The sequence below is a fragment of the Tissierella pigra genome, assembly GCF_009695605.1.
GTDB classification, from domain to species: Bacteria; Bacillota; Clostridia; order Tissierellales; family Tissierellaceae; genus Tissierella; species Tissierella pigra.
Genome location: NZ_VUNQ01000021.1, coordinates 25928 through 49229, shown reverse-complemented (window position 1 = coordinate 49229; position 23302 = coordinate 25928). Strand labels below are relative to the sequence as shown.

The window sequence follows — 23302 nt, the reverse complement described above, 5'->3', positions numbered from 1 at the left end:
ACCACACTGTCAATAACCAAGGATATTATAGGGTTTGGTCTACCTCCGACCGTCCTTCCTTGGTGCAGTGACTACATATAACTATTTGGAGGTGGTTTTATGAAACAATTTCTCATAGAATCTCTAGCATTTATATTAATATTTTTCTTTTTTCTATGGTTACCAATAAGGGATTTCATTAAACATTGGAGGTGTATTTATGAAAAAGAATAAATGCTTTTGGTGGTTTAGACATAAAATCAAATACTTTGAAGGATTGGGCTATAGGTGTTGTAGGTGTGGAAAGCCTAAAAGCCAATGTAAATAATTAAATTAGGAGGTAATTAAATGGATAAAAAACAGGAAAAACAATTTGAAACAAAATTTTCTACAGCAGTGCTATTATTTGCACAGCAACTTCAAAACACCATGGAAAGTTCTTCGGATAAGATGGCTGAGTCGATAGCTAATAAATTTGAGTCTAATCCCAATATGAGTATTGAAGAAATGACAAAAGAAATTGCAGAACATGTTATTGATGGATTATCTGAGGAATTTGGATTGAAGGTGACACAGAATGAAGCTAAATCTTGATAAAAACCTAATAAGTCTTAAAGGTGAACCTTTGCCTGAAAAATTAAATGACATATTAGCTGATATATTGGCTATGTCTAGTACTGTCAGACCAGCTAAAATGATGGCTTGGGCTGTAAATTTAGTTAATGATGGAGAATTTGAAGTTAATAAATCAGATATTCAATTAATAAAAGAATTAGTTGAAAACAACATGCGAATAGTCAATCTAGCTAAGGCCCAAATATTAGATGAGATTGAAAAATTGGAATTTTAAAGGTAGGTGATGTATATGAAGTTTTGGAATAATCTTATACAAGGTATCGATAGGATAGCAAATTGGATAATAAAATCTAGTGCTGAACTCTTAGAACCACTTAAATCCATAGATAATAAACTTACTAAAGAAGAAAATTATATAGCTAATGAAGAACCTATTAAAAAGATTAATAATTTAGCTAGTCTTATGCTACATGAAAATGAAGATAGAAATAAACTCATAATACAAAACATAGGCTTAGAACCTTGCTATATCAAACTAGATAGTGAAGTATCTAAAGATGACTTTCACTTTGTATTGGCTCCTGATACCTCCCTTGCATTTGGTAATGGCGGCAGTATTAATTTAGATAATTGGCATGGTGAGGTCTATGCTATATGTGAAAAAGAAACTAAACTTTCCGTATTGGAATATTAAGAGGTGATGTAATATGGGACTTTCTAATAGACAATTTGCAAGAGCAAGAGCTGAACCTAGACATATTCCTACTGGTAGGCAAACTCAAATAAATAATGGTTACGCCTCTACCCTCTCCCCTTTTAAATCACGAACTGGTGATGTGCTTAAAACTTTAAGAAGTATTCCAGAGGAAGCTGCAGCTATAGAATATTTAAAAAGAGTTAATCCTGATGTATCTATGGCAGTATGGAACTTTGTGAGATTAGCTAATCAAGGTAATGAAATGCACTTCTATGCTATTGATGGCAAAACTAGAAGAACTGATTTAGAAGATAGATGGAGAGATTTTGCATCTAGAATAAATGAAATATCAAATAGTGGACTTGATGGATTAATAGACCAATTGCACTATAGTTCATTCTTATTAGGTGCTATGGGTGTTGAGGTTGAAGTTACAGCTGATAGAAAAGATATTTATGATGTCTACCCTGTCAAACCTCAAACTATTGAATGGGAACTAAAGACAATTAAAGGTAAAAAAACATGGGTACCATTTCAATACAGTATGAATAAGAAAGTTTATCTTGATAAAGACAATGCTAACTTCTTTTGGGTTCCTGCTGACCCTGACATTGGCGACCCACGAGGAACACTTACTATGTCCCCTGTTCTTCAAGCTATAGATTTTCAAATGCAAATACTACAGGACTTACAAGCAGTACTACATCATCAAGGCTACCCTCGAAATGATATAACTATTGTTTTAGAAAGACTTATGACCTATTGTCCTGCTCATATTAAAAATGACCCTAAAAGACTTCAAGAATGGTTAGATTCTCAATACAATAATATAGTCAATATGATGCAAAACATTGCTCCCGATTCTGACTATGTTCATTTTGATGATGTAACTATTAATATGAATCAAGGTGCTAACTCTGGAAGAAGTCTTGATGTTAGAGCTATAAACGAGCTTGTAGATGTTCAAGTCCTAAATGGTCTTAAACAATTAGGTACCTTTGCTAATAGGTCTGCTGGGAAAACTGAAACTTGGTCTACAGTAGAATTCCTCATCATGACCCAAGGAATAAAATCATGTCAAAGAGGCTCTAAGCGACTCATAGAAGAAATTGCTAGACTATGGTTGAGGGTCAATGGTGAGCAAGCTATTGCCAAGTTTAAACACGGGGTAGTTAATTGGCAAAGTGAAGAAGATAAACAAACAGTAGCATTAATGAAGCAAGAGTTTTATGTAATAGCCCAATTAATGGGATGGATTGATGCAGATAAAGCTTCTCAAGAAGTTATGGGTAATGAAAAAGCTACTAGTGATACTCCTAGCGAAAACATAAGAATAAGTTTTAGTTCAGGAGGTGTTAAATTTGAAGACAAAACCAAAGAATCAAAGTGATAATAATACAATCCCTTTCGCTGAATCCCCTAAGGAATTACACGGTTGCTTAGATTGTGTAGGTTGTTTATGTGTAGAATTCTGTAAACAAGAAGAGGAAAAGTATTTTGGTAAGAAAGAAGGTGATTTAAATGAGTAATTTTGGAATCCCAACAGATGAACAACTAGCTAAAATTAATAAATTAGCTAAAAGAACTTTATCTAAAGATGAGGTATTTGTATTCTCTGGAAAATCTGCTGGGGATATGATGATACCCAATAGAAATACTAAGCTAAGTCTTGAACTATTACAAGTAATGGTTGCTGATGCTAAGCATGGTGTATCCTTTATGCTTAATCATAATTGGAATAATTGGGGCGGAATTCAAGGAATACCTTATGGAAAAGTATTTGATGGTAGAATTATACCTAGTGATAATGAGAATGAAACTATGGAACTTCATTTAGATAAGTTCATTTTTAGAGATGATGAAATTATAGATGGAGTTTCAGCTAATGCTCTTATAAAGAGAATTGAAACTGGAATCCTTTCTGATACTTCAATAGGATTTAGTACTGACATTATGAAGTGTTCTATATGTGGAGAAAACTACTATGGTGGTAAATGTAGACATTGGAAAGGTTCTACTTATGAAATGGGTGATGGAACTCAAAAGGTATGTACATTAACAGCTATGCCCCCTTCTATCATAATTCCATACAATAACAATGCATTATTTGAAGAATCTATCGTTTGGGATGGCGCTTATCCTGGTGCTGTAGTAACTCAATCTAAACACGGTGATATTATAGAAACTCCTTCTGGTAAGTTTAGTATTATTGACACTAAAGAAGAATTACCTGAAAATACTCCATTGCTAGGACAATACTGTAATGGGAATATCGTCACTATGGTTAAAAAATCAGACCATAATAAAATATTTGGTTTAGGTGGAATCGAAGATGAAAAACCGAAAGGAAGTGAAGAATTAATGAATGAGAATTTAAATAAAATGCTTGAGTCTTTTGAAATTGAAGTTACTGATAGTGATGGTAATTATGATTTCCAAGGAATACTAATCCAATTAGCTGAAAAGTGGGATGGAATGGTAGAAACCATTAAAGCTAGTGTTGAACCACTAAAGCCAGCTGAAGGTATTTTAAGCACTACTGAATACTTAGGTATTCCTCTATATGAAATAAAAGAGGAATTAGGTGAAGGTGTATCTGGTAATGATTTAATGAAACTAGCTAAAGAAGGTCAAGAATATCATAAGTCCCTATCAGATGAAGCTATAGCTATGGGTGTTCGTGCTATGGGGAATGACTTCCCAACTGAAACTTGGAAAAAGAGTTTTGAGGTTATGGGAACTAACAATATCAAAGATATAATGAAAACATGGGAACTTCAAGCTAATGCTGGTATTCCAGCTGGCAGACAAACTGACCCAGGAGCTGGACAAAAACAAAGTATGTCAATCCCAGATGATGCTTTCAAAGTAGGTAAGTAATACCATCTTCGTGACGTCACGAAAATGGTTTAAGAAAGCAAATAACCATTAGGAGGTGTTTTCATGCACGATATCACTAAGGAAATTATAAAAAACAGACTAGACTATGAAAAAAATAGATATTTAGAAAATGAAGAAGTACTCTCTCATTTAAGAAAAAGAATGGATGAATGTGGAGAGGTAAAGAAAAAATTATCTGAAACAATTGAAGCATTAGAAAAAGATTTAAATAATCAATAGGCAAACCACTGGAATATAGTGGTTATTTTTATGCCCAAATTTAGGAAAGGATGTGTTGAATAATGGCAAGAGGTGGAATTAGTTTTGAAGGTATAGGCTTTAGAGGAGTAACTTTTAAAGCTGGTGCAGGAATTAAGGCTTTAGTATCTGCTGCTAACAGAGATGTAGTTGTCGGTGTTCCTGTAGTTGTTAGTGGAGCTCAAACAGTTGATTTAGGTACTGATGGCGACACTGTATTTGGATTTATAGATGTATATGAAGATGACGGCCATGTAACTGTTCAAGTTGATGGATTTAGGACTGATGTACCTATAGGTGCAATTGCTCCAACCGTAGGTAAGATAGCAGCTGTTGATGGTACTGGAAAGATAAAAGACAGTGGTACTACTGCAAAGTTAAGAAATCCAATTGTTGTAGAAGTAGATACTATAGCAAAAGTAGCAACTGTATTTTTAGGTTAATTTGAAAGGAGATGACTATAATATGAAAATTACATTAAACAATTTAACAAGTGAATTATATAATCAAGCTCACTCTAAAGAGATGACTTTTTCATCTTATTTAGAAAGTTTAGATCCAACACAAGAAGGTGGAAAGCTTGATGCTTTTGAAAGACTTATGAAAGAAGCTGGAATATTAACACAATCTATTCCTGAGAAAAATCTCTTTGCTTCTAAAGTTGAATCTTTCTACAGAACAAATGAAAACAAAGTATTATTTCCAGAGTTTGTAGCAAGGACATTAGTACAATCTATGCAAGAGTTCCCTCTATATAACTACTTAGTGGCTCAAAGAACTCCTATAGACTCTAACGTTTATAAAGCTTCTTATTTAGATTTTAGTGACCCTAAGAATAAGAAAGCTACTGAAATGAGAAGAGTTACAGAAGCTGCTGATTTGCCAGTTGCTAAGCTTAGAATTGGTGGAACTGCTATATCTTTCTACAAATACGGTCGTGCTGTAGAAGCTTCATATGAAGCATTAAGAAGAATGGATATTGAAATGTTTAAACGACATATCGATAGAATTGGCGTTGATGCTGCCAATAACAAAATAGCCGAGATCATAGAAGTTATAAAAGATGGTGACGGAAACGGCAATGCTGCTCCTTCTCACAAAGTAAAAGATTTCGATGCTGCTGCAACTACTATCACTAGAACTGCATGGATAAAATTCTTACTGAAGTTCTATCCATATAATTGTGATACTATCGTTGCAAATGAAGATGGATTAATTCAAATCCTAGAAGTGTTATATCCTAAATTTGAAGTAGCATCAAAGATGGATGAATTATTAGCTAATGGATTAAATGTTAAAACTACTTTACCACAAGGCCTAATAGCTAATACTACATTACTATATAGCCCTAATATTGAAAAAATAAACGGTAAAGAAGCTATTTATGGTCTTAATAGAAATAACACTATCGAGGAATTATTCGAAGTTGGTTCTTCTATAAGTGAAGCTGATAAATTTATTAAGAATCAAACCGAGTTATTGACTGTATCTGAAAACAGTGGATTCCGTAAAATCTTTGCTGATGGTGCTAGAATATTAACTATTGAATAATAAGGGGGTGTCTCCCCTATGCCAAATAGGATTTTAATAAATGAAGGTTACGAAGATAGGATACGTTCTAGAATGGGCGTATCTGAACCTTATCTTCCTAATGAAGATATAAACAAACCAGATATAATTACTATAGCTGAAGCTAATATTATATCAATGATACCTGGCTATGAAAATATCGCCATAGGTGGCGATTCTAGGGCATACCTTGAAACTGCTGTTGTTCTAGAATGTTGTATACTACTCTCTCCTTCTATGTCTGCTAGATTACCTAAAAAAGAAGGTGGCCCTCATGCAAGTCATGAACTATATATTAACTGGGATAATAAAAAAGCTGAATTTAAAGAGGAAAGAGATTCTTATATAGGAAAGTTATTTGAGTTAGAATTTCCTAATGATCTCCCCTCTTCACTCCCCCACTTTACAGTTACTTATCCTATAAGGAAGTGGCTAATATGAGTTATGCTGAAAAATTCCTAAAATCTAAGGGTCAAGATTGCATTATTAATCGCCCTATTCCCTTGCATTCTAAAGTATCAATAAAACGTTCCACAAAGGCAAGTAGAGATTTAGGTATTCGTGAGGGATATTGGGAAGGATTAATTCTTGCCGATTCCAACCTTAAAAGTGGAGAAACCATTACTATTAGGGATAATAAGTATTTGATTCAATCTACTAACTATGACCATGCATCTATGGAATGTGCTTTCTTCTCTGCTAAGTGTAATGCTACTATTCAGCATAAAAGATATGTTGAAGATGTGGATGAGAATTTCAATCCTATCCAGGAGTGGCAAACGATCAATTCAGATGTAGCTTGTTATGGCGAAATCATTACTTCTAGAATGAGAGAAGTCGAAACTGGACTAGAAGATAATGCAGTATATATATTCCAAGTTCCTAAAACTCTAGGAGTTGCATTGCTTGATAGATTCGTTCATGGTGGAAAGAATTATGAAGTAGTATCTATAGATGATATTGGTCTTGAGGGAGTAGCAAGAGTTCAATTAGGTATGGATAATAGACCTGATTAAAAATAAAATTATGGAGGTAATTTTATGAAATATAAAGTTAAGGAAGATTATGAAAATACTCGTGCTGGTCAAATTGGAACTCAAATTGCTGAAGATAAAAAACGCATATATCTAAGATTTGCCGATGGATACCAAGAAGGTTATTTCCGTAATGAACTGGAATCAGTAATGAGAACTCTATATGAAATAATTGAAGATGTTAAGGATAATAAAAAACCTGATTATGAAGAATTAAGATATGCCTTATTGGTTTATAATTTCTTATTTAATATGGACCATAGAGTATTAAGAGAGGTTTTGTTGTCTGATAAAGAAATACCTAAATTTATTAAAGAATTAAAAGCTCAAAATTCTTTTGATATGGCTAAAAGTGCATTAAATAAATCTCCCAAAGAATATCTCGGTTGGAATAGTGACCCTGAAAATCCAGATTATCAGAAGTTTAGACAAATAGGAAATAAATTATTGGATAAGGTGCTATCTAATCAAGAAGAGAAAGGAGATAAGTAATATGTATGAAGAATATTTAGGTGAAGGTTATCACGATAAAGTTAGAAAGATGCTTACAGTAGATGAAACTTTACTCCCAAACAGTGTTATTGATGCTGATTTAAACATTGATGGAATGAAGCAACTACTTGCTCCTAGTATGGATAAGATGACTTCTCTTGGCAAGAAAATTGATACCGAAGAAAAGTTTAATCAACTTGCTAATGCTGGTATATATTATCTTTGTGGAATTTTATGTATGGCAATGAAAAGTCGTACCTCTGCCCCACCCTTCAATGTAAAGAAGTATCAGAAAAATTGGGATAAGAAACAGAAAGGATATATGGCTAAAGGCAATAAGATTATGCAAGGACTGATGATGAAATGAGATACCCCCTTCAAAAGTGGAATGAAAATACTATCATAAACACTATCAAAGATAATGGGTTTATTCTTAGAAATGAGTATGGTGGGATATTTAGTTTTCATCACCCCAATGCTAATAGAGAAGATAATTTTCACCTTAGCTATCAAATGTACACATATAGGACGGTGTTATGTGTATGTAATGGAAATGTCCAAATATCACCATCTATTAGGAGCCACAAGAAATTAAATGAGTATCTTAAAGAACTCTCTAAAGAAGGTGATTTCATGGGATAAGATTTGATAGTCAAGGTTGTATTACTGCCTTTAGGCAAAGTTTAATTGATGCTATGAAAGACCTACAACAAGAACTACTAAATGAAGCTAAACAAGGTATGCAAACTCCTGAAGGTAAGGAAAGTTTACATGATGAAGAAATTAAAGACGTAGCTAATGTAATTGCTGCATCTATAGCTGGTGGTGCATGGGCTGTTATGGATGAGTTTGGAACTGGTAGCTTAATGGATACTTCAAATCCTGCCTTAGAATCATATAAAAATAGCCCTGCTTGGAACCCTGCTAGACGTGATAATAAAATCAGAACTAGACCTAATACGTCTGGTCAAGTAGATATATTTGGTAATCCTATCACTGGTCATGGCAAAGGTGGATTTGACCTTGAAGGAGCTGGCATATTCTCTCCTACTCCCCCATCTCATGCGATTAAAACTGCTGCTAGGTGGATGGAAAACGGAAGGATGAAAGAAAAAATCAAAGAAACTATAAGGAATTTTCCTTTTAGTAAATTTATTATAACTGATAAGAATTGAGGTTTTTTTAAGATGGACTTAATCGGTAAAAAAGTAAAAATCATAGATAGTAATCATCCTCACTACAACGAAACAGGAGTTATCGATGATATAACTAGAACTGTATTTGGAAGTGTTGGAATGATTATAAAACTTGATAATTGCCCTTTAAAAGTAGAATCGTGCTTTGTTTTTGATTTCAATGAAATAAAAATTTTATAAACTAGAAACCCCATATGGGGTTATTTTTATGCCCTAAAGGTGGTGGTTTTATGGCTTTTACTCCCTCTGCTGACTTAAATGCAATACAAAGACTCATAATTCAAAATGCTAAAATATTGGAACTCTTAGATTTAACAGGTAAGCCTAATATCGAAATTGCTAAAAGAATTATAAAACGTAGCCAATGGAATGATTTAGCAACTAATGAAAAAAGACTTTGTATTTACTTTGTACCAGATAGACCTACAAAAAATGAAAGTTTCTTGCAATCTGTTGTTCAAATAGATATTCATGTACCTGCAATTCATGATTTTAAGGCTTGGGAAATTCAAGAACACGTAAAGAAGTTACTCCATAAGAAGAAAATAAATAAAAGATATACCTATTTTAATGGCCAACTTGGTGAACTCCCCACCATGCAAGGTTTTTTTTGTTGTGGGAGTAGATTTAAATTTTATAGAACAATTTGAAAGGATGTGTTTTTATGCAACCAATTTATTTTAGTAAAGCTGGTAAATTTATGCTTAACAAGTATGTAGATGGCAGACCTGTTAGAAGTGCATTAACCTCATATTTTAGAAATGGTGTTGTTCAATCTATTACACCTAACATCACAATCAATGGTACTCCTATCGGTGATGGTAATAGCTTATGGAACGCCGCACAACCTGACACCTCTATCGAAGGTACTGTAGCTATCCAATTAGGGTTTATGCCACCTGAGTTATATGCTTATTTTATGGGAGACGAAATTGAAGAAGTGGCAAGTGCTCCATTCCCAATAATTGATGAAGAAATACTTGTACCTGATGAAGCTCCATTTGAAGTCACGTTAGCAAATACACCATTGGCAGATTCTCTCATTTTAGTAGATATTCATGGCAAGCCTTGGGAAAAAGCTGAAGCTGATGTAACGACTGGGAAATATAAGCTTACTGGGGGAAAATTAGAATTTAATGAAGAAGATGCTGGTAAAGCTTTATTTGTTACTTATGATTTTCAAGCTACTAATGTAACTAAATTTGGACTTCCTAAAACCCCAAAGAGAGAATCGTATCAAGTAATTATCTCTGGTGAGGCTACTGGTGAAGATGAAACCTTATATAACACTGCATTGATATTAGATAAAGCAAAAGTAATGGGTTCAATCAACCCTCCTGCTCAAGGTGGAGAACCACAACCTATTACTATAACCTTCACTATTCTAAAACCTAGAGGAAATAACAGAGCTGTTGATTATATGGCTACTCCATTGAAATAAAAATCGAATATAAGGAGGTAATCTTATGAGTAAGGCAAACAAATCCCCTACTCCCCTTTCCGTTATGTTAGGGGACGGGGATTCTTTTATTGTTAAAGAAAAATCTTATATAGTAAAGCCTATTGAGTTAAAAGATATTGAAGAATTTATGAAAGATAACCTAAGTATAGATACTCAATTATTTAATATTGCTAATGAAAAAGCTAAAGAAAAAGTTAATAGATGGTTAACTGGATATTGCTTTGATGAAGAAAGTAATCCTGTATCTCTTGAAAAAGTAATGGATTATGGTTGGAATGTTGTTGATTTAAGGAAATTCTTTAGAAAGTTGTGTGATCTATCGGGATAAGTTTGGCTCCTTCCAGTGATGATAAGGAAAATAAATATAAAAACTGGACTGATAGTGATTTAAAGGCTGAATGCACAAATAGAAAGCTTGAAGTTGACGAAGCTGATTCTAAAGAAAGTTTAATTTCTATCCTTATCAAAGACGATAACAAGCCCCCTGATTGGGGGAAGATTTATTCGAGAGTGTTATATCATACAGGGATGGCTTATGAGGAAATTGCTCGTAGAACCATCCCTCAAATTATGGCCATTCTGGATGGAGCCGAAGAAAACATTTCAATAAAGATGGGACTACCTAATATGTTAGGTACCTCCACTCTATCCCCTACCCCACAAAACAATGGAGAACCTCCAACAGTTAATCAGTTCGCTGCTATAGCAAATATGTTTAGTGGAATGTAACGCACTAGAAAGTGTGGTGATTATATGAATGATGATAGTATCGTAAAAATAATGCAGTCTTTGGGGCTTGATTACTCCCCTGCCATATCTTCAACTTTAAAGTTTGAAAAAGTTGTATCTGACTTAAATAAAGAATTGGCTATTATGAAGGACAATGCCCTGAGTTCTGTTAAGGATATTAATAATATATTCTCTTCTCAATTAGGCAACATAGGAAATAAGCAGATACTAGACCAATGGGGCAAACCATTTAAAACTATAAAAGATGAAGCTAAAGCAACTTCTACTACCGTTAGAGATATGGCTAAAAGTATGAAAGAAAGTTCCTTGGCTCAAATGCAAGCTCAAGCTGCATCTATACAACAAAGAGCTACAGCTAAAGGATTAAGTGATGAATATTCCAAGCAAGCTGGTACAATAAGAGAGCAATTGGCATTAGTTCAAGCTAGACTACAATCCGAAGGGAAACTATCGGCTGAGGAAGTTAAACAAACTCAACAATTAAAGGAACAACTAGATATATTAAGAGCTCAAACTAGAGCTGGAATATCTGACAAGACTAGAGAAAACCCCGACTGGTTTGGCGATGAGATGCAAAGACGTGTATCTTGGTTCGCTACTGGTGGAGTGTTTTATGGCATGACTAATGCTGCAAAAGAAGCTACCCAAACTATCAAAGAAGTTGAAATGGGAATGGTTGAGATTGCTAGAGTTATGACCGATTCATCATTCGTATTTGATGAATATAGAGACAACTTGTTTAAACTAGGTGTAGATTACGGCCAAACTTTTACAAATGTTCAAAGTGTAGCCTTACGATGGGCTCAATCCGGTTATAATGTAGCTGATTCTCTAGAACTTACTAAGACTTCCCTACTCGCTCTAAATACTGCTGAATTAGATGCAACTCAAGCTACTGAAGCTATGATTGGTATTATGGCTCAATGGAACCTACAAGCTGAGGATATGGCTCTAGTAATGGATAAGATTAATATCACTGCTGATAGACATTCTGTTACTTCTCAAGATTTAGTTGATGGATTATTACGTTCATCTGGTGCTGCTAGAATAATGAATTTATCCCTTGAAGAAACTTTAGGAATATTAACTGTTATGCGTGAAGCTTCAGGCCGTACTGGACAAGAAGTTGGTAATGCTCTTAACTCTATCTTGTCATACATTCAAAGACCAGGATCAATTAAAACACTTGAAGATTTAGGAATTAGTATGTTTGCTGATTCAGCTAAGACTCAATTTAGAAATGTTCTAGATATATTTAAAGATATAGCTTCTAACTGGAATACTCTATCTGCTGATATTCAAGATGGATTTGTAAAATCTGCTGATGATGCTAATTTATTTAGTGAAGAATTATCCAATGCATTAGGTATGCAAGAAGAATGGAATGACCTTCAACAAAGAGACATTTCTCAAGCTGCAGCTGGTGTTTACAGAAGAAACTATTTTATAGGTATGATTGAAAGATTAGCTAATGTTCAAGGTGTACTTAATAATATGATGGATGCAGAAGGTTACTCTATGCGTGAAAATGCTGATGCAATGGAAACTCTAGAAAAGAAACAAGAATCTCTAAAAGCATCTATGGAAGCTTTAGCTGTTGCTATGGGTGATGCTGGTGTCGGTGGTTCTTTAAAGATATTAGCCGATGGTGGAACTAGTGCATTAACTATGTTTACTAAGTTACCTAAGGGTGCTCAAGATACAATATCTGCTTTTACAAGTACATTCTTAGTCGTAAAGACCTTACAATTAGGAATGAAAACATTTGGGGTTGAACTTCCCAAGGTATCATTATCTATAACAGACTTAAAAGGTTCTGTTCTAAATCTTACATCTGCACTTAAATCTGGTGCAACTGGGGTTGGTGCCTTTATTCAAGCTAATGCTGGATTGCTTACTCTTTCTGTTGCTGTAGGTGCTATTATAGCTATAACTAATGCTATTAAAAAACAAAGAGAAGAGCAGGCAAAAGCAATTGAAGTAGCAAAGGATAATATTAAGTCCTATGAGGAACAAAGGCAAGGATTGATTGAACTTTCTAGAGAATATGAAACTCTAAAGGATAAAGAGAAAAACCTTACTGCTACTGCCGATGAAAAGACAAGACTAAAAGAAATACAAAAAGAATTAGTTGAATTATATGGAGTTTCCATTACTGGAATTGATACAGAAGGTCAAGCTTATGCAGACTCTACTAATGCTATTCAAAATAGAATTAAAGCCTTAGAAGAATTAAAAGCTATAGAAGAAGAAAACCTTGAAACGGCCGTTAAAGGTAGAAATAATCAAGATGTTGAAAGTCTTAAAAAACACCTAGCAGAAAAAGAACAACTAGAAACCGATTTATTAAAAATACAAGAGCAAATTAATAAATATACTAATGCTCTTGTAAATAAAGAAATTACTACATCTCTATCTGGTACAGCAAAGATTGATGGTTCTACTGAACATGGAGCTAAAATACTAAGAGATTATATTAGTAATTTAAGTAGAGAAAAATCTAATCTTGACAAAGCATTAGGTGATGTAAGAAATTCTATAGCAGAGGATACTAAAGAAACACAACAACTTTTAAAAGAAGATGCTGTTAAGATTGCTAACCAATTAAGCCAAAGTGGTGTAACTATATCCGATAGTGCTAGAGCTTATGCTACGGAATTAGCTAAAGGATTATCTCAAGCTCCTAGAAATATATTTGAACTCAGGGATGAATTAGAAAAAGCTATAAAAGAATTTACTTCCTCTGACTTTGAGGAATGGTCTGAAAAGTATCAAAAAGCTATAGCTAATAATGATACTAAAGGTATCGATGAAACTAGTAATGCTATCATGAGATTGGTTAGAAACTTTGCACAAGGAAAGCCTGAATTAGATAATTTTGTCTTAGCTATGGAGAATGCCTTTGGAGATAGTAAGGCTATTAGGGATACTACAAAAGCTACATTTGACCTCAAAACAGCATTAAGTAACATGGGTACTGCTGCTAAAAAAGGCTTTGATGATTTAAAAACATTAAATCAAGCTATATATGATGTCAAACGTGGGCAGTCATTATCTATAGATACCATATTAGATCTAATCGAAAAATACAATCTTAATACTGAGGCTGTTAAGCAAACTACCAAAGGTTATACAGTCGAAGTTTCTGCTCTAGAAAATTTAAGGCAAGCTAAAATTCAAACTGCCACTGATGGCATAAAGTCTGAAATGGATTTAGCTAATGCTGTTAAGACTCAAGTTGAATCTAGAATCAAGAACTATGGTCTTGAAATTGAACAACTTAAAAATCTTGCTACTGCTAGAGTTGCATTACAAAGGATTGCTCATGAAGAAGCTATAAAAAAAGCTAATGCTATTTCTGATGTGACTAAAGTTATAGATCCATTAGGAATAATAAGTGATAAAGATTTTGGTAAAAATTATAATCAATACTTTGATGATGAAATGAAAAGTTTAGAGTCTGATTTAGCTAATTATGAAAATGCTATAAAATTCCTTGAAGAAGCTGAAAAGCGTTCGAATATGTTAGAAGATATGCTAAACGATAAAAACTATGGAGTTTCCACTTCTAAATCTAAAGATAAAAAAGATGAACGTAAATTTTTAGATTCTATTGATGCAGAAATCAGAGCTATAAAAACTAAAAATGATAATCTAGAAAAAACATCTGATTTATTAAATAAGCAGCTTAACTTAGCTAATAGCATTGAAGGCCTTAAAGGCTTAAATGAACAACATAGAATAACTGGAAGAATTATAGAAAACAATCGGAAAATCATTAAATCATATCAAAAAGAACAAGATGAATTGCATAAAAAAGCTAATGATCTCCGTAATGCTAATAAAAATTATAATATTGATTTATGGTTTGATTCTAATGCAGAACAAACTGTAGCTTATATTAATCAATACAATAAAGCCACTAAATCCCAACAGGAAAATATGGATAAAGTTTTCCAGCAAATGCAAAGAATTAAAAAAGCTTGGTTAGAATCAAATTCAGAAGCTAAAAATTTAGTAAGTACTACTAAGGATTTAGAAAGAGAACTATCCAATATAGTAATAAAACAAGAAGAAATGACAAGAAATAAATTGCGTGAAATTATTGAAGCCGAAAAACGTAATGCTTACATGGACTTGGAGTATCGTCAACGTTTAGCTAATGAGCAACTTAAGCTTATCAGACAACAAATGGAATCAGAAATCGCAAGTAAGCAATCTCAAATAGATAGAATTCAGGATGAAATAGATAGGATTCAAGAAAATGAACGGCTAAGACAAGAGAATATTGAAAGGTCTAAAAGATTAGAAGAAATCTCTCGACTTGAAGATAGATATTATGCCCTACAAAATAAAGAGCTCTCTGATTTAACGGAGGAACAGACTGAATTACTTGGATTGGAACGTGAACGTGAAGCTTATCTAAAACGCCAGGAAGATATTGAAAAGGAAAAGATTAAAAGGCAAGAATATGAAAATGAACTTCTGGAACTAAGGAATAAACTTGATAATATCCGTAATCAAAAAACCATACGGCAATATAAGGAATTAGCAGATGGAACTTGGGATTTTGATTTTGTTGTAGACCAAGACGCTATAGATAATGTTGAAAAACAAATTAAAGATACTGAAGAGAAGGTAAAAGATTCTAATGAACGAATTGAGGATTTAGAGAAACAACATAGTAAAGAACTTAAGGATTTGCAAAAACAAACTTTAAAGGATTTGCAGAAAGCTAAAGAAGACTATGACGAATGGGAATATCAAAATGACTTAAAAAGGCAAATTGAAGCAAAACAAAGACGTATCAAAGAATATCAAGATGAGATAAAGGATCTACAGGATAAATATGCTGAAAAAGAAAGGCTTACTAATGAGGCTTTTGCTACAGAGAAAGAAAACCTAGATAGATACTACATGGATATTGATAAGCTGACTGATGAAGCCATGACAACCTTACATGAAACTTTTGGTCAACATTGGGTTGAGATATATGGTACATTAACAGGATTCTTTGATGATATTGCTAGGGAGTATGATGCCTTAGTAGACAAATTATCTACTCCATTACCTACGCCAAAGTACGGTGCTGGTGAGCAGGGATTTTACAGTCCGCCTGATGGTAGTGGCAATCAAGGGTCGTCTAGTAGTGGTATGGGAAGTAGTGCTATTGGCGGTGGCATCGGCTCAATTATTGGAGGCATTATTGGTGGTGGTCCTGGTTCGATTATAGGCGGTACTATTGGTGGGATTATTGGAAACGTCAACAAGAAACACGAAGGTGGAATTGTAGGAGATGGTAATAGAGATTTGCCACATCTGGTAAATAAATTTTTCAACACAAAACCTAATGAACAAATGGTTAAAGCATTGAAAGGTGAGTTATTTATACCAGAGGAAAATATATATAAAAATTTCTTACCTAACATGCAAACATTAATGGATGTGACGACTAGCTCATTGGTTGCTAATGTTTCAGATACACTAAAAAGCATACAAACCACTCAAAGTTTAGTTCCTAGTATAAATGTTCCTAGCCTAGATAGAAAATCCATTAACCGCCCTACAGTGGTGCAAAATCAGTCTACAACTCAACCTGCTAAAATAGTTCATAATCATATAGATAAATTAGTCTTTCCAGACGTTCATGATGCTAGAGAAATCGAAGATGCAATACTAAACTTACCAAGAACAACGATTCAAAACAAATAGGGTTTGTAGGGTTCGTCCTCTTCCCTATCCTGCTTTTTTAAGGAGTGATTCTATGAATAAATATCAAAAAGCTTTGCTAGATTCTATAGATACGAAATTACAAGAATTTGGGAAAAGGTTAAAGTTTGACTACACTGTTACCGCTAAAGTTTTATCACTTAATGAATCTACTAATACTTATACAGTCTTATATAACGGTTCCGAATTGCAAATTAAAGCTAGAGAAGGATTAACATTGGAGCCTAATGATTTAGTATATATAAGAGTAATACAAGGAAATTTTAGCAATAAATTTATTGATTGCAAGAAGCCTTAAAGGTGGTGATTAGATGGCAATACCAGATTTGAGGAAGGTGTTCCCTTTCCCTTCTACTGATGATTATACTTTTAGATTTAATGTGGAAGGAATATCTCAACAAATATTTTACAATGAATTAGAGATTAAATTAAGTTCAGATACTAGTCAAATTATGTATAAACAAAGAATTCAAGAATTTAGATATCAACATACTGTACCAGCTAATACTTTGGAAAATGGAAAGCAATATGTCGCTATTGTAAAAGTATATAATAATGCAAATATATTGATAGGCGAATCTAATCCTATCTTTTTTTATTGCTTTAGCTCCCCTATCCTATCTATCCCCACTATTGTCAATGGAGAAGTGGGAAGTCAAACTGCAATGTTTAAAGGTACTTATGAACAGTCTGAAGGTGAATTGTTACAATCGTATAGGTTTAAACTTTACAATGATAATCAAGTTTTAATTAGTGAATCTCCTGAAATATATAGTGATACTATTCAATATGAATTTAGTGATTTAGAAAGTAGACAGAAATATTATATTGAGTTACAAGTTTCAACTATAAATGAAATGACCCATTCAACTGGTTTAATTGAATTCACTCCTAGATATGTGGCTCCCAGATTTAGCTCTGCTATTGAGCTTGAAAATCTTTCTGATGAAGCTAGTATTTTAGTTACCTGTAACGTAATAAGAATTATTGGTATACCTGATGTTGAACCTGTCATTTACACAGATGATGGCATGGTCGATTTAAGAGATAACGGTGTTTGGTTTGATGAAGGTTTTAAGCTTACTGGGAACTGGACTATTCAAATGTGGTTAAAGGATATAGTTGATAACTCTGTATTCTTTCAGTTAATTGCTAGAGATTACAGTAAAATTGAACTGGAATATAAGAATAATAAAATTAAGCTATATAAAATGCTAGATGAAGAATATATTATGCAAATACTAATAGGTGAAAATGAGATAAGCACCACAAACAACCTTATATTTATTTGTATTAAACACATCAATGGCTTATATGACTTTACTTATGAAACGGTAGGTGATTTAAATGATATTTCTTGATTACTCACCTTTTGCTAATATAGAAAATGAATATTTCAAATCTCTGAATGAAACTTCAAGATATGATAAAGCTAGATTCCAAAATTCAATATTTGATGAGGTTCATATGATTGAGAGTGTAGATGTTGTATGCACTCCTGATAAAAAAGAATGGGATTATGATACTGTATTCCTTTGGAAATGTGATAATCTTGAAGCTGGGAATGTTCAATTGAATGGCATTCCTATTAATCAACTTCTTATCCGTAGACGTAAAAAAGATGAATTCACATTTGAAAATCTTAAAGCAATTGACTTTGACCCTGCTGTCCAGTTCTATGAGTTCAAGGATAGATTTATAGAGAGTTATGAAGATTATGTCTATGGTATTCAGCCTATGGGTGGTTCCGTAGAAAATCCAATTTTAGGCGAAGTAACTATTGATGAAGTAGAATCAGAATTTGGCTCGGTATGGATTGTTGGAAAAGATACCCAATATGAGCTTAGGTATGATTTGGAAGTTGGCGACTATGAAACTGTAATCCCTACTGGCATAACTGAAACATTAGGAAGCCAATTCCCTACTATCTCTAAAAATGGTCATGTTAAATATAGACGTGGTACAGTCCGTTGTACTATTGTATCAGATAAAACCATACAAGGTGGTTCTATACATCCTAAAGAGGAAAAAAAAATTAGGCGTGCTATGATGGCCTTTTTAACGGATAATAAGCCTAAATTTTATAAGGATGGTAGTGGCGAATCAATGCTGATTTCAATTGTAAATGCTCCTACCCTCTCCCCTATCAATGAATTAAAGAGACTGCTTTATACTACTGATATAGAATTTATTGAAGTTGGTGGTATTGATATGAATAGCTTGGCTACTGCTGGATTAATTGGTGGTGTTGCTATTGATAACTAATGAAATGATTGAGGTCCACCTTCAGCCTGTTCAAGAAAAATTTATTAGAATCTCACTCTTACAAAATTTCTTTGTAAAAGAAGGAGACAATCTAGTTAGGAGATTTAGAAAAATTGGAGAAATACAAGGAAATACTATAGGTGGCTCTATAAATATTGATGCTAATTCTACTGTTCGCAGAACCTGCTCTATTGAGATGGTGGTTACGGATAGTAGTTTTTTAGTGTCCGAAACTAGTAAGGTTTGGATAGATAAATGGTTTAGAGTTGAACTAGGTGTTAGAAGTCTTAAAACTGATAATATCGTATGGTTTAATAAAGGTATTTATGCTATTAACAATCCTTCTGTAAAATTTAATTCATCTACTAAAACTCTACACATTGAAGGTTTGGATTTAATGTGTACCATAGACGGAACTCTAGGTGGTGAATTAGGTGCTATAACTAAAATACCTGCTAATGTAGGTATCCCAGGAGTTTTAGAAACTGCTATATGGAGACTAGGAAAGATAAGTAAAACTCAAACCTATATAGAACAGAATACCTCTCCCCTACCCTATGATATTGAGAAAACACCGACTGACACTGTCTATTCTATCTTAGAGGAAATAAGAGATTTATTTATGGATTGGGAGATATTCTTTGATGAAACTGGAAGGTTTATATATCAAAAGATTAAAAATAAATATGTCCTCAATCCCCTGCCCAACTATGAAAATGACATTATTGCATTTAACTTTCTAGAAGAACATGATTTAGTCAATGACTATAATCTTAATTATGATTTTCAAAATGTTAAAAATAAAATTATTATTTGGGGTAAGCAACTAGATAACGGTATTCAGATACATCATGAATTAATCAATAATAATTCTGATAGTCCCTTCAATATCAATAAATTAGGTGAAGTTCCTAAAACAATCGTTGATGACAATATATTTACAGTTGACCAAGCTGAACAACGTGCAAGGTATGAATTTTATAAACATAATAATCTTTGTGAACAAGTTAGTATATCAATGCTACCTCTTTATTTCTTAGATGTAAATAAGCTAATAGAGTTTAATAGACCTGAGATTAATTTGAATGATAAATATCTAATAGATAGTATTCATATCCCCTTAGAAGTTGATGGGATAATGAATTTGACAGCCCATAGGGTATATCCTACAGTTCGAAAGGAGTGATGAAATTTGAGAAACGACCAGTCTACATTTATCCAAGAACTTGGATATTTAATTGATGAATTTGATGAATTACAAGATTTAAGATGGTCTGATTTGCAATATCTTGCAGAATACCGAGAACTAAAGATGAAGAAAAATGATGGTTTACCTATAGATCAAGTGAAATTAGACCAACTGGAACCATTATTTAAAAATAAAATTGTAACTGCTTCTAGGTGGAATAAGTTTCAAAATGCTTTAGTTGGTATGCAGAAATTTATTAAAGATGAAGTTGAGGGTTTTGTTTTAGATAAACAGCAGGAAATGCAATTATTTGTAGATGGAAAACAAGCATATATTGTTGAGTTTGTAGATGGCAGAGTCAGATTGATTAATAATACTGTATCAGAAGGAATAAATACAATGAGTGATAAAAGGGATTATTTTATTGCCTTTGTTAATACCAAAACGGATGAGGTTAGAGAAATAATCCAAGAATTTGATAGCAATAGTGCTAGATACTATACTATATGGACTGCTACACAAGGACAACTTGATTTTAACATATTTCAAGGTAGTAATAAAAATATTCCTCCTGAAGCTAATTTGAATATAGCAACAGAAAATATTGATTTAGTAATTAATGGGGTTCTGCAAACTCCTTATACTGATTTCGTGATACACAATAATGGATTTTACGACACTATTAGGCTTACAGCAAATTCACAATCATTAATCCAAGATGGTACAGAAATTGTTGCAAGATGGTATAAAAATGTAGGAAAGTTGTATTTTAAACATGCCCACTCTCATGGAGAGGGCGGTCGTGATTCCCTAACAGTTACTAAGGGAATGTTAGATATAAATTTGAAAGAACAATTAATGTATATACCGTTTAGAGGTAATCTTCCTCCAGATCCTAAAGAACGAAAACTCTGGCTAGATACTTCTATATAAGGGGGTGCTGAATAATGGCTATAAATAAAATTAATAGAGTAGTTTTACATGAAGACATAAAGCAAGAATTAGATGATAAAGCAACTAAACAGGAGTTACAAAGCACTAAAGAAAAGTTAGAAAATGTTATGAATGAAATATATCAAGGAATTGTTTGGAAACCTACCGTGCCTACATTTGATGATTTAAGAATCAGATACCCAAACGCTAAAGATGGTTGGAAATCTACTGTAGAGGATACAAATATAACTTATCAATATGACTTAGAAACTGATACATGGTTTCCAACATCAATAAATGCCTTACCTTTGGCTACAAGTAAAGTAGACGGATTATTAGCAAAAGAGGATAAAACAAAGCTAGATACTGTTGAACTAAATGCACAAAAGAACTTGACGCCACAGCAGACATTAGAACAAATTAAAACTGTTGATGGTAAAGGTAGTGGTTTGGACTCTGATTTATTTCAAGGTAGAACGCCTGATAGCTTCGCGGATAAGGAACATGAACATGATGGAGTATATTATAAAAAAATTGAGGTTGATTCTTTCTTAAATGCTAAAGCTCCAAAATCTCATGTTCACTCTAAGGAACAAATAACTGACTTTGAGCATACTCATAACGCTAATGAAATAATTGAAAATGAATCCAAAAGGTTTTCTTCAGATATAGAAAAATCCAATTGGAACGATGCTAATAGCAAAAAACATATTCATAATAATAAAACTGTTTTAGATAAAATAACTCAAGGGTTGCTTGATGCTTGGAATACAGTTACCAATAAAGTAGATAAAGCTGAAGGTCAAGGATTAAGTGATGAAAACTATACATTGGCTGAAAAGAATAAGCTTAAAGATATTGCTACTGGTGCAACTAGAAATGACACGGATTCCAATTTAAAAAATAGAGCAAATCATACTGGAACTCAACTATCCTCTACTATATCTAATTTTGCTGATACAGTTAGGTCTACTGTCTTAACAGGATTATCTACTGCTACTAATGCTGTAATCACTGCCACTGATACTGTATTATCTGCATTGGGTAAATTACAAAAACAAATAACTGATAATTTAGCTACGTTAACAAGCCATATTGGAAATAAATCTAATCCTCATGATGTGAAAAAAGCTGATGTAGATCTAGGCAATGTACAAAATTACGGGATAGCTACCCAAGCTGAAGCTGAAACTGGCACTTCTAATGCTAAGTATGTGACTCCATTAAGGGTTAAACAAGCTATAGATAAGTTTAAAATTAAGAAAGTATCAGAGTTAGAAAACGATAAAAACTATGTAACATCAGCTGAACTAGGTAATGCTGGTTATGGAAATATGATGAAATCAGATTATGATAAGAACAATAATGGTATAGTTGATAAAGCTGAGGACTCGGATAAACTTGGTGGTAAGAGTGCTAGTGAATATGCTACTAAGGAAGATATGGATAATATCGAGATTGGTGGTAGGAATTTAGCCATAGGAACCGCCACTGATGGCTTCGTAGCATATAATACAGGTAAAATACTATCACAAGACAGTTACCCTACAAAGATTATTCGATGGGAATATACATCTAATGGTACAGCAGGAATAATGCAATCAACCCAGTATAGAAAAATGCAACTTGTCAGAGGTGAAGTTTATACATTATCTTTCGAAGCTAGAGGTAAGATTCCAGCACTAAATTATGTTTATATAATGAATACAGTTGGAAACAATCAATCAATTACGCACTTACTTTCCACTACTACTTTATCTGAAACTAGTTTTAAAAGGGTAACTGCTATATTTACCAAGTCAACCGACTCGCCATACTCTTATGTGATGATTTCTTCCTCAGATAATGTATCTGGTAATTGGTTAGAAGTAAAAAATATCAAGATTGAAAAAGGCAACAAAGCTACAGACTGGACTCCCGCTCACGAGGATATACAAGCAGATATAGATACTAAGACAAGTAAGGAATATGTTGATACCCAACTAAACACCAAAGTAGATAAAGTTTCTGGAAAACAACTATCCACAGAAGATTACACTACAACTGAAAAAACTAAACTTGCTAATATAGAATATGGTGCTAATAAATATACTCACCCTGCCACACACCCTGTAGATATGATAGTAGGATTACATTCTATTGCTAAGAGTGGAAACTATAACGACCTAAGTAGTAAGCCTACTAAATTATCACAGTTTGAAAATGATATAAAATCTTATCATAAAGGTTCTACTCCACCTACAAATACAAATTTATTATGGCTTGATACAAATTCTTAATACCTTTTAGGTA

26 protein-coding genes are annotated in these 23302 nt (G+C 33.2%); all 26 read left to right on the top strand.

Annotated elements, in window-relative coordinates:
* Positions 1-327: 327 nt before the first annotated feature.
* Complete coding sequence (locus FYJ83_RS10870) at positions 328-573, top strand: hypothetical protein (protein WP_154440479.1); 246 nt, start codon at positions 328-330, stop codon at positions 571-573.
* Positions 557-829 carry a hypothetical protein gene (locus FYJ83_RS10865; RefSeq protein WP_154440477.1) on the top strand — a complete coding sequence of 91 codons (273 nt, stop codon included), beginning with the start codon at positions 557-559 and terminating at the stop codon, positions 827-829. The genes FYJ83_RS10870 and FYJ83_RS10865 overlap by 17 nt, the downstream gene beginning before the upstream one ends.
* Before the next feature lie 15 nt (positions 830-844).
* On the top strand, positions 845-1249 hold the full coding sequence (locus tag FYJ83_RS10860; protein WP_154440475.1) for a hypothetical protein: 405 nt from the start codon (positions 845-847) through the stop codon (positions 1247-1249).
* A gap of 13 nt (positions 1250-1262) precedes the next feature.
* Positions 1263-2642: a hypothetical protein gene (locus FYJ83_RS10855; protein WP_154440474.1), complete on the top strand. Its 1380-nt coding sequence runs from the start codon at positions 1263-1265 to the stop codon at positions 2640-2642.
* Positions 2614-2781 carry a hypothetical protein gene (locus tag FYJ83_RS10850; protein ID WP_154440473.1) on the top strand — a complete coding sequence of 56 codons (168 nt, stop codon included), beginning with the start codon at positions 2614-2616 and terminating at the stop codon, positions 2779-2781. Before FYJ83_RS10855 ends, FYJ83_RS10850 begins: the two co-directional genes overlap by 29 nt.
* Positions 2774-4132, top strand: coding sequence for a hypothetical protein (locus FYJ83_RS10845; protein WP_154440472.1), 1359 nt, complete (start codon positions 2774-2776; stop codon positions 4130-4132). Before FYJ83_RS10850 ends, FYJ83_RS10845 begins: the two co-directional genes overlap by 8 nt.
* 63 nt (positions 4133-4195) lie before the next feature.
* Positions 4196-4372, top strand: a complete 177-nt coding sequence (locus FYJ83_RS10840) for a hypothetical protein (RefSeq protein ID WP_154440471.1) — start codon at positions 4196-4198, stop codon at positions 4370-4372.
* A gap of 62 nt (positions 4373-4434) precedes the next feature.
* Positions 4435-4833, top strand: a complete 399-nt coding sequence (locus FYJ83_RS10835; protein ID WP_154440470.1) for a hypothetical protein — start codon at positions 4435-4437, stop codon at positions 4831-4833.
* A 22-nt stretch (positions 4834-4855) separates the two neighbouring features.
* Positions 4856-5941 (top strand): phage major capsid protein, encoded by a 1086-nt coding sequence (locus FYJ83_RS10830; protein WP_154440469.1) that lies wholly within the window; start codon positions 4856-4858, stop codon positions 5939-5941.
* Positions 5942-5959: 18 nt separating this feature from the next.
* The gene (locus FYJ83_RS10825) at positions 5960-6400 is read left to right on the top strand and encodes a hypothetical protein (protein ID WP_154440468.1); all 441 of its coding nucleotides are present in this window, start codon (positions 5960-5962) and stop codon (positions 6398-6400) included.
* Positions 6397-6975 (top strand): head-tail adaptor protein, encoded by a 579-nt coding sequence (locus FYJ83_RS10820; RefSeq protein ID WP_154440467.1) that lies wholly within the window; start codon positions 6397-6399, stop codon positions 6973-6975. The genes FYJ83_RS10825 and FYJ83_RS10820 overlap by 4 nt, the downstream gene beginning before the upstream one ends.
* 24 nt (positions 6976-6999) lie before the next feature.
* Positions 7000-7485: a hypothetical protein gene (locus FYJ83_RS19685; RefSeq protein ID WP_195837984.1), complete on the top strand. Its 486-nt coding sequence runs from the start codon at positions 7000-7002 to the stop codon at positions 7483-7485.
* Between the two features lies 1 nt (position 7486).
* Positions 7487-7852 carry a hypothetical protein gene (locus tag FYJ83_RS10810; RefSeq protein WP_154440466.1) on the top strand — a complete coding sequence of 122 codons (366 nt, stop codon included), beginning with the start codon at positions 7487-7489 and terminating at the stop codon, positions 7850-7852.
* Positions 7853-8180: 328 nt separating this feature from the next.
* Entirely contained in the window at positions 8181-8660 is a 480-nt protein-coding gene (locus FYJ83_RS10805; protein ID WP_154440464.1) for a hypothetical protein, read from the top strand.
* 12 nt (positions 8661-8672) lie between these two features.
* Positions 8673-8861 (top strand): hypothetical protein, encoded by a 189-nt coding sequence (locus tag FYJ83_RS10800; RefSeq protein ID WP_154440462.1) that lies wholly within the window; start codon positions 8673-8675, stop codon positions 8859-8861.
* Between the two features lie 50 nt (positions 8862-8911).
* The gene (locus FYJ83_RS10795) at positions 8912-9331 is read left to right on the top strand and encodes a hypothetical protein (RefSeq protein ID WP_154440460.1); all 420 of its coding nucleotides are present in this window, start codon (positions 8912-8914) and stop codon (positions 9329-9331) included.
* A 14-nt stretch (positions 9332-9345) separates the two neighbouring features.
* Positions 9346-10122 (top strand): hypothetical protein, encoded by a 777-nt coding sequence (locus FYJ83_RS10790; RefSeq protein ID WP_154440458.1) that lies wholly within the window; start codon positions 9346-9348, stop codon positions 10120-10122.
* A 25-nt stretch (positions 10123-10147) separates the two neighbouring features.
* Positions 10148-10471 carry a hypothetical protein gene (locus tag FYJ83_RS10785; protein ID WP_154440456.1) on the top strand — a complete coding sequence of 108 codons (324 nt, stop codon included), beginning with the start codon at positions 10148-10150 and terminating at the stop codon, positions 10469-10471.
* A gap of 2 nt (positions 10472-10473) precedes the next feature.
* Positions 10474-10872 carry a hypothetical protein gene (locus FYJ83_RS10780; protein WP_154440455.1) on the top strand — a complete coding sequence of 133 codons (399 nt, stop codon included), beginning with the start codon at positions 10474-10476 and terminating at the stop codon, positions 10870-10872.
* 24 nt (positions 10873-10896) lie between these two features.
* The gene (locus tag FYJ83_RS10775) at positions 10897-16605 is read left to right on the top strand and encodes a phage tail tape measure protein (protein ID WP_154440454.1); all 5709 of its coding nucleotides are present in this window, start codon (positions 10897-10899) and stop codon (positions 16603-16605) included.
* 52 nt (positions 16606-16657) lie between these two features.
* Positions 16658-16921 carry a hypothetical protein gene (locus FYJ83_RS10770; RefSeq protein WP_154440452.1) on the top strand — a complete coding sequence of 88 codons (264 nt, stop codon included), beginning with the start codon at positions 16658-16660 and terminating at the stop codon, positions 16919-16921.
* 13 nt (positions 16922-16934) lie between these two features.
* A complete protein-coding gene (locus FYJ83_RS10765; protein WP_154440451.1) occupies positions 16935-17984 on the top strand; it encodes a hypothetical protein in 1050 nt (349 codons plus the stop codon).
* Complete coding sequence (locus FYJ83_RS10760) at positions 17971-18888, top strand: hypothetical protein (RefSeq protein ID WP_154440450.1); 918 nt, start codon at positions 17971-17973, stop codon at positions 18886-18888. Before FYJ83_RS10765 ends, FYJ83_RS10760 begins: the two co-directional genes overlap by 14 nt.
* The gene (locus FYJ83_RS10755) at positions 18878-20074 is read left to right on the top strand and encodes a DUF5048 domain-containing protein (RefSeq protein WP_154440448.1); all 1197 of its coding nucleotides are present in this window, start codon (positions 18878-18880) and stop codon (positions 20072-20074) included. Before FYJ83_RS10760 ends, FYJ83_RS10755 begins: the two co-directional genes overlap by 11 nt.
* A gap of 6 nt (positions 20075-20080) precedes the next feature.
* Positions 20081-21010, top strand: coding sequence for a hypothetical protein (locus tag FYJ83_RS10750; RefSeq protein ID WP_154440446.1), 930 nt, complete (start codon positions 20081-20083; stop codon positions 21008-21010).
* Between the two features lie 14 nt (positions 21011-21024).
* A complete protein-coding gene (locus FYJ83_RS10745) occupies positions 21025-23289 on the top strand; it encodes a hypothetical protein (protein ID WP_154440444.1) in 2265 nt (754 codons plus the stop codon).
* Positions 23290-23302: the final 13 nt, after the last annotated feature.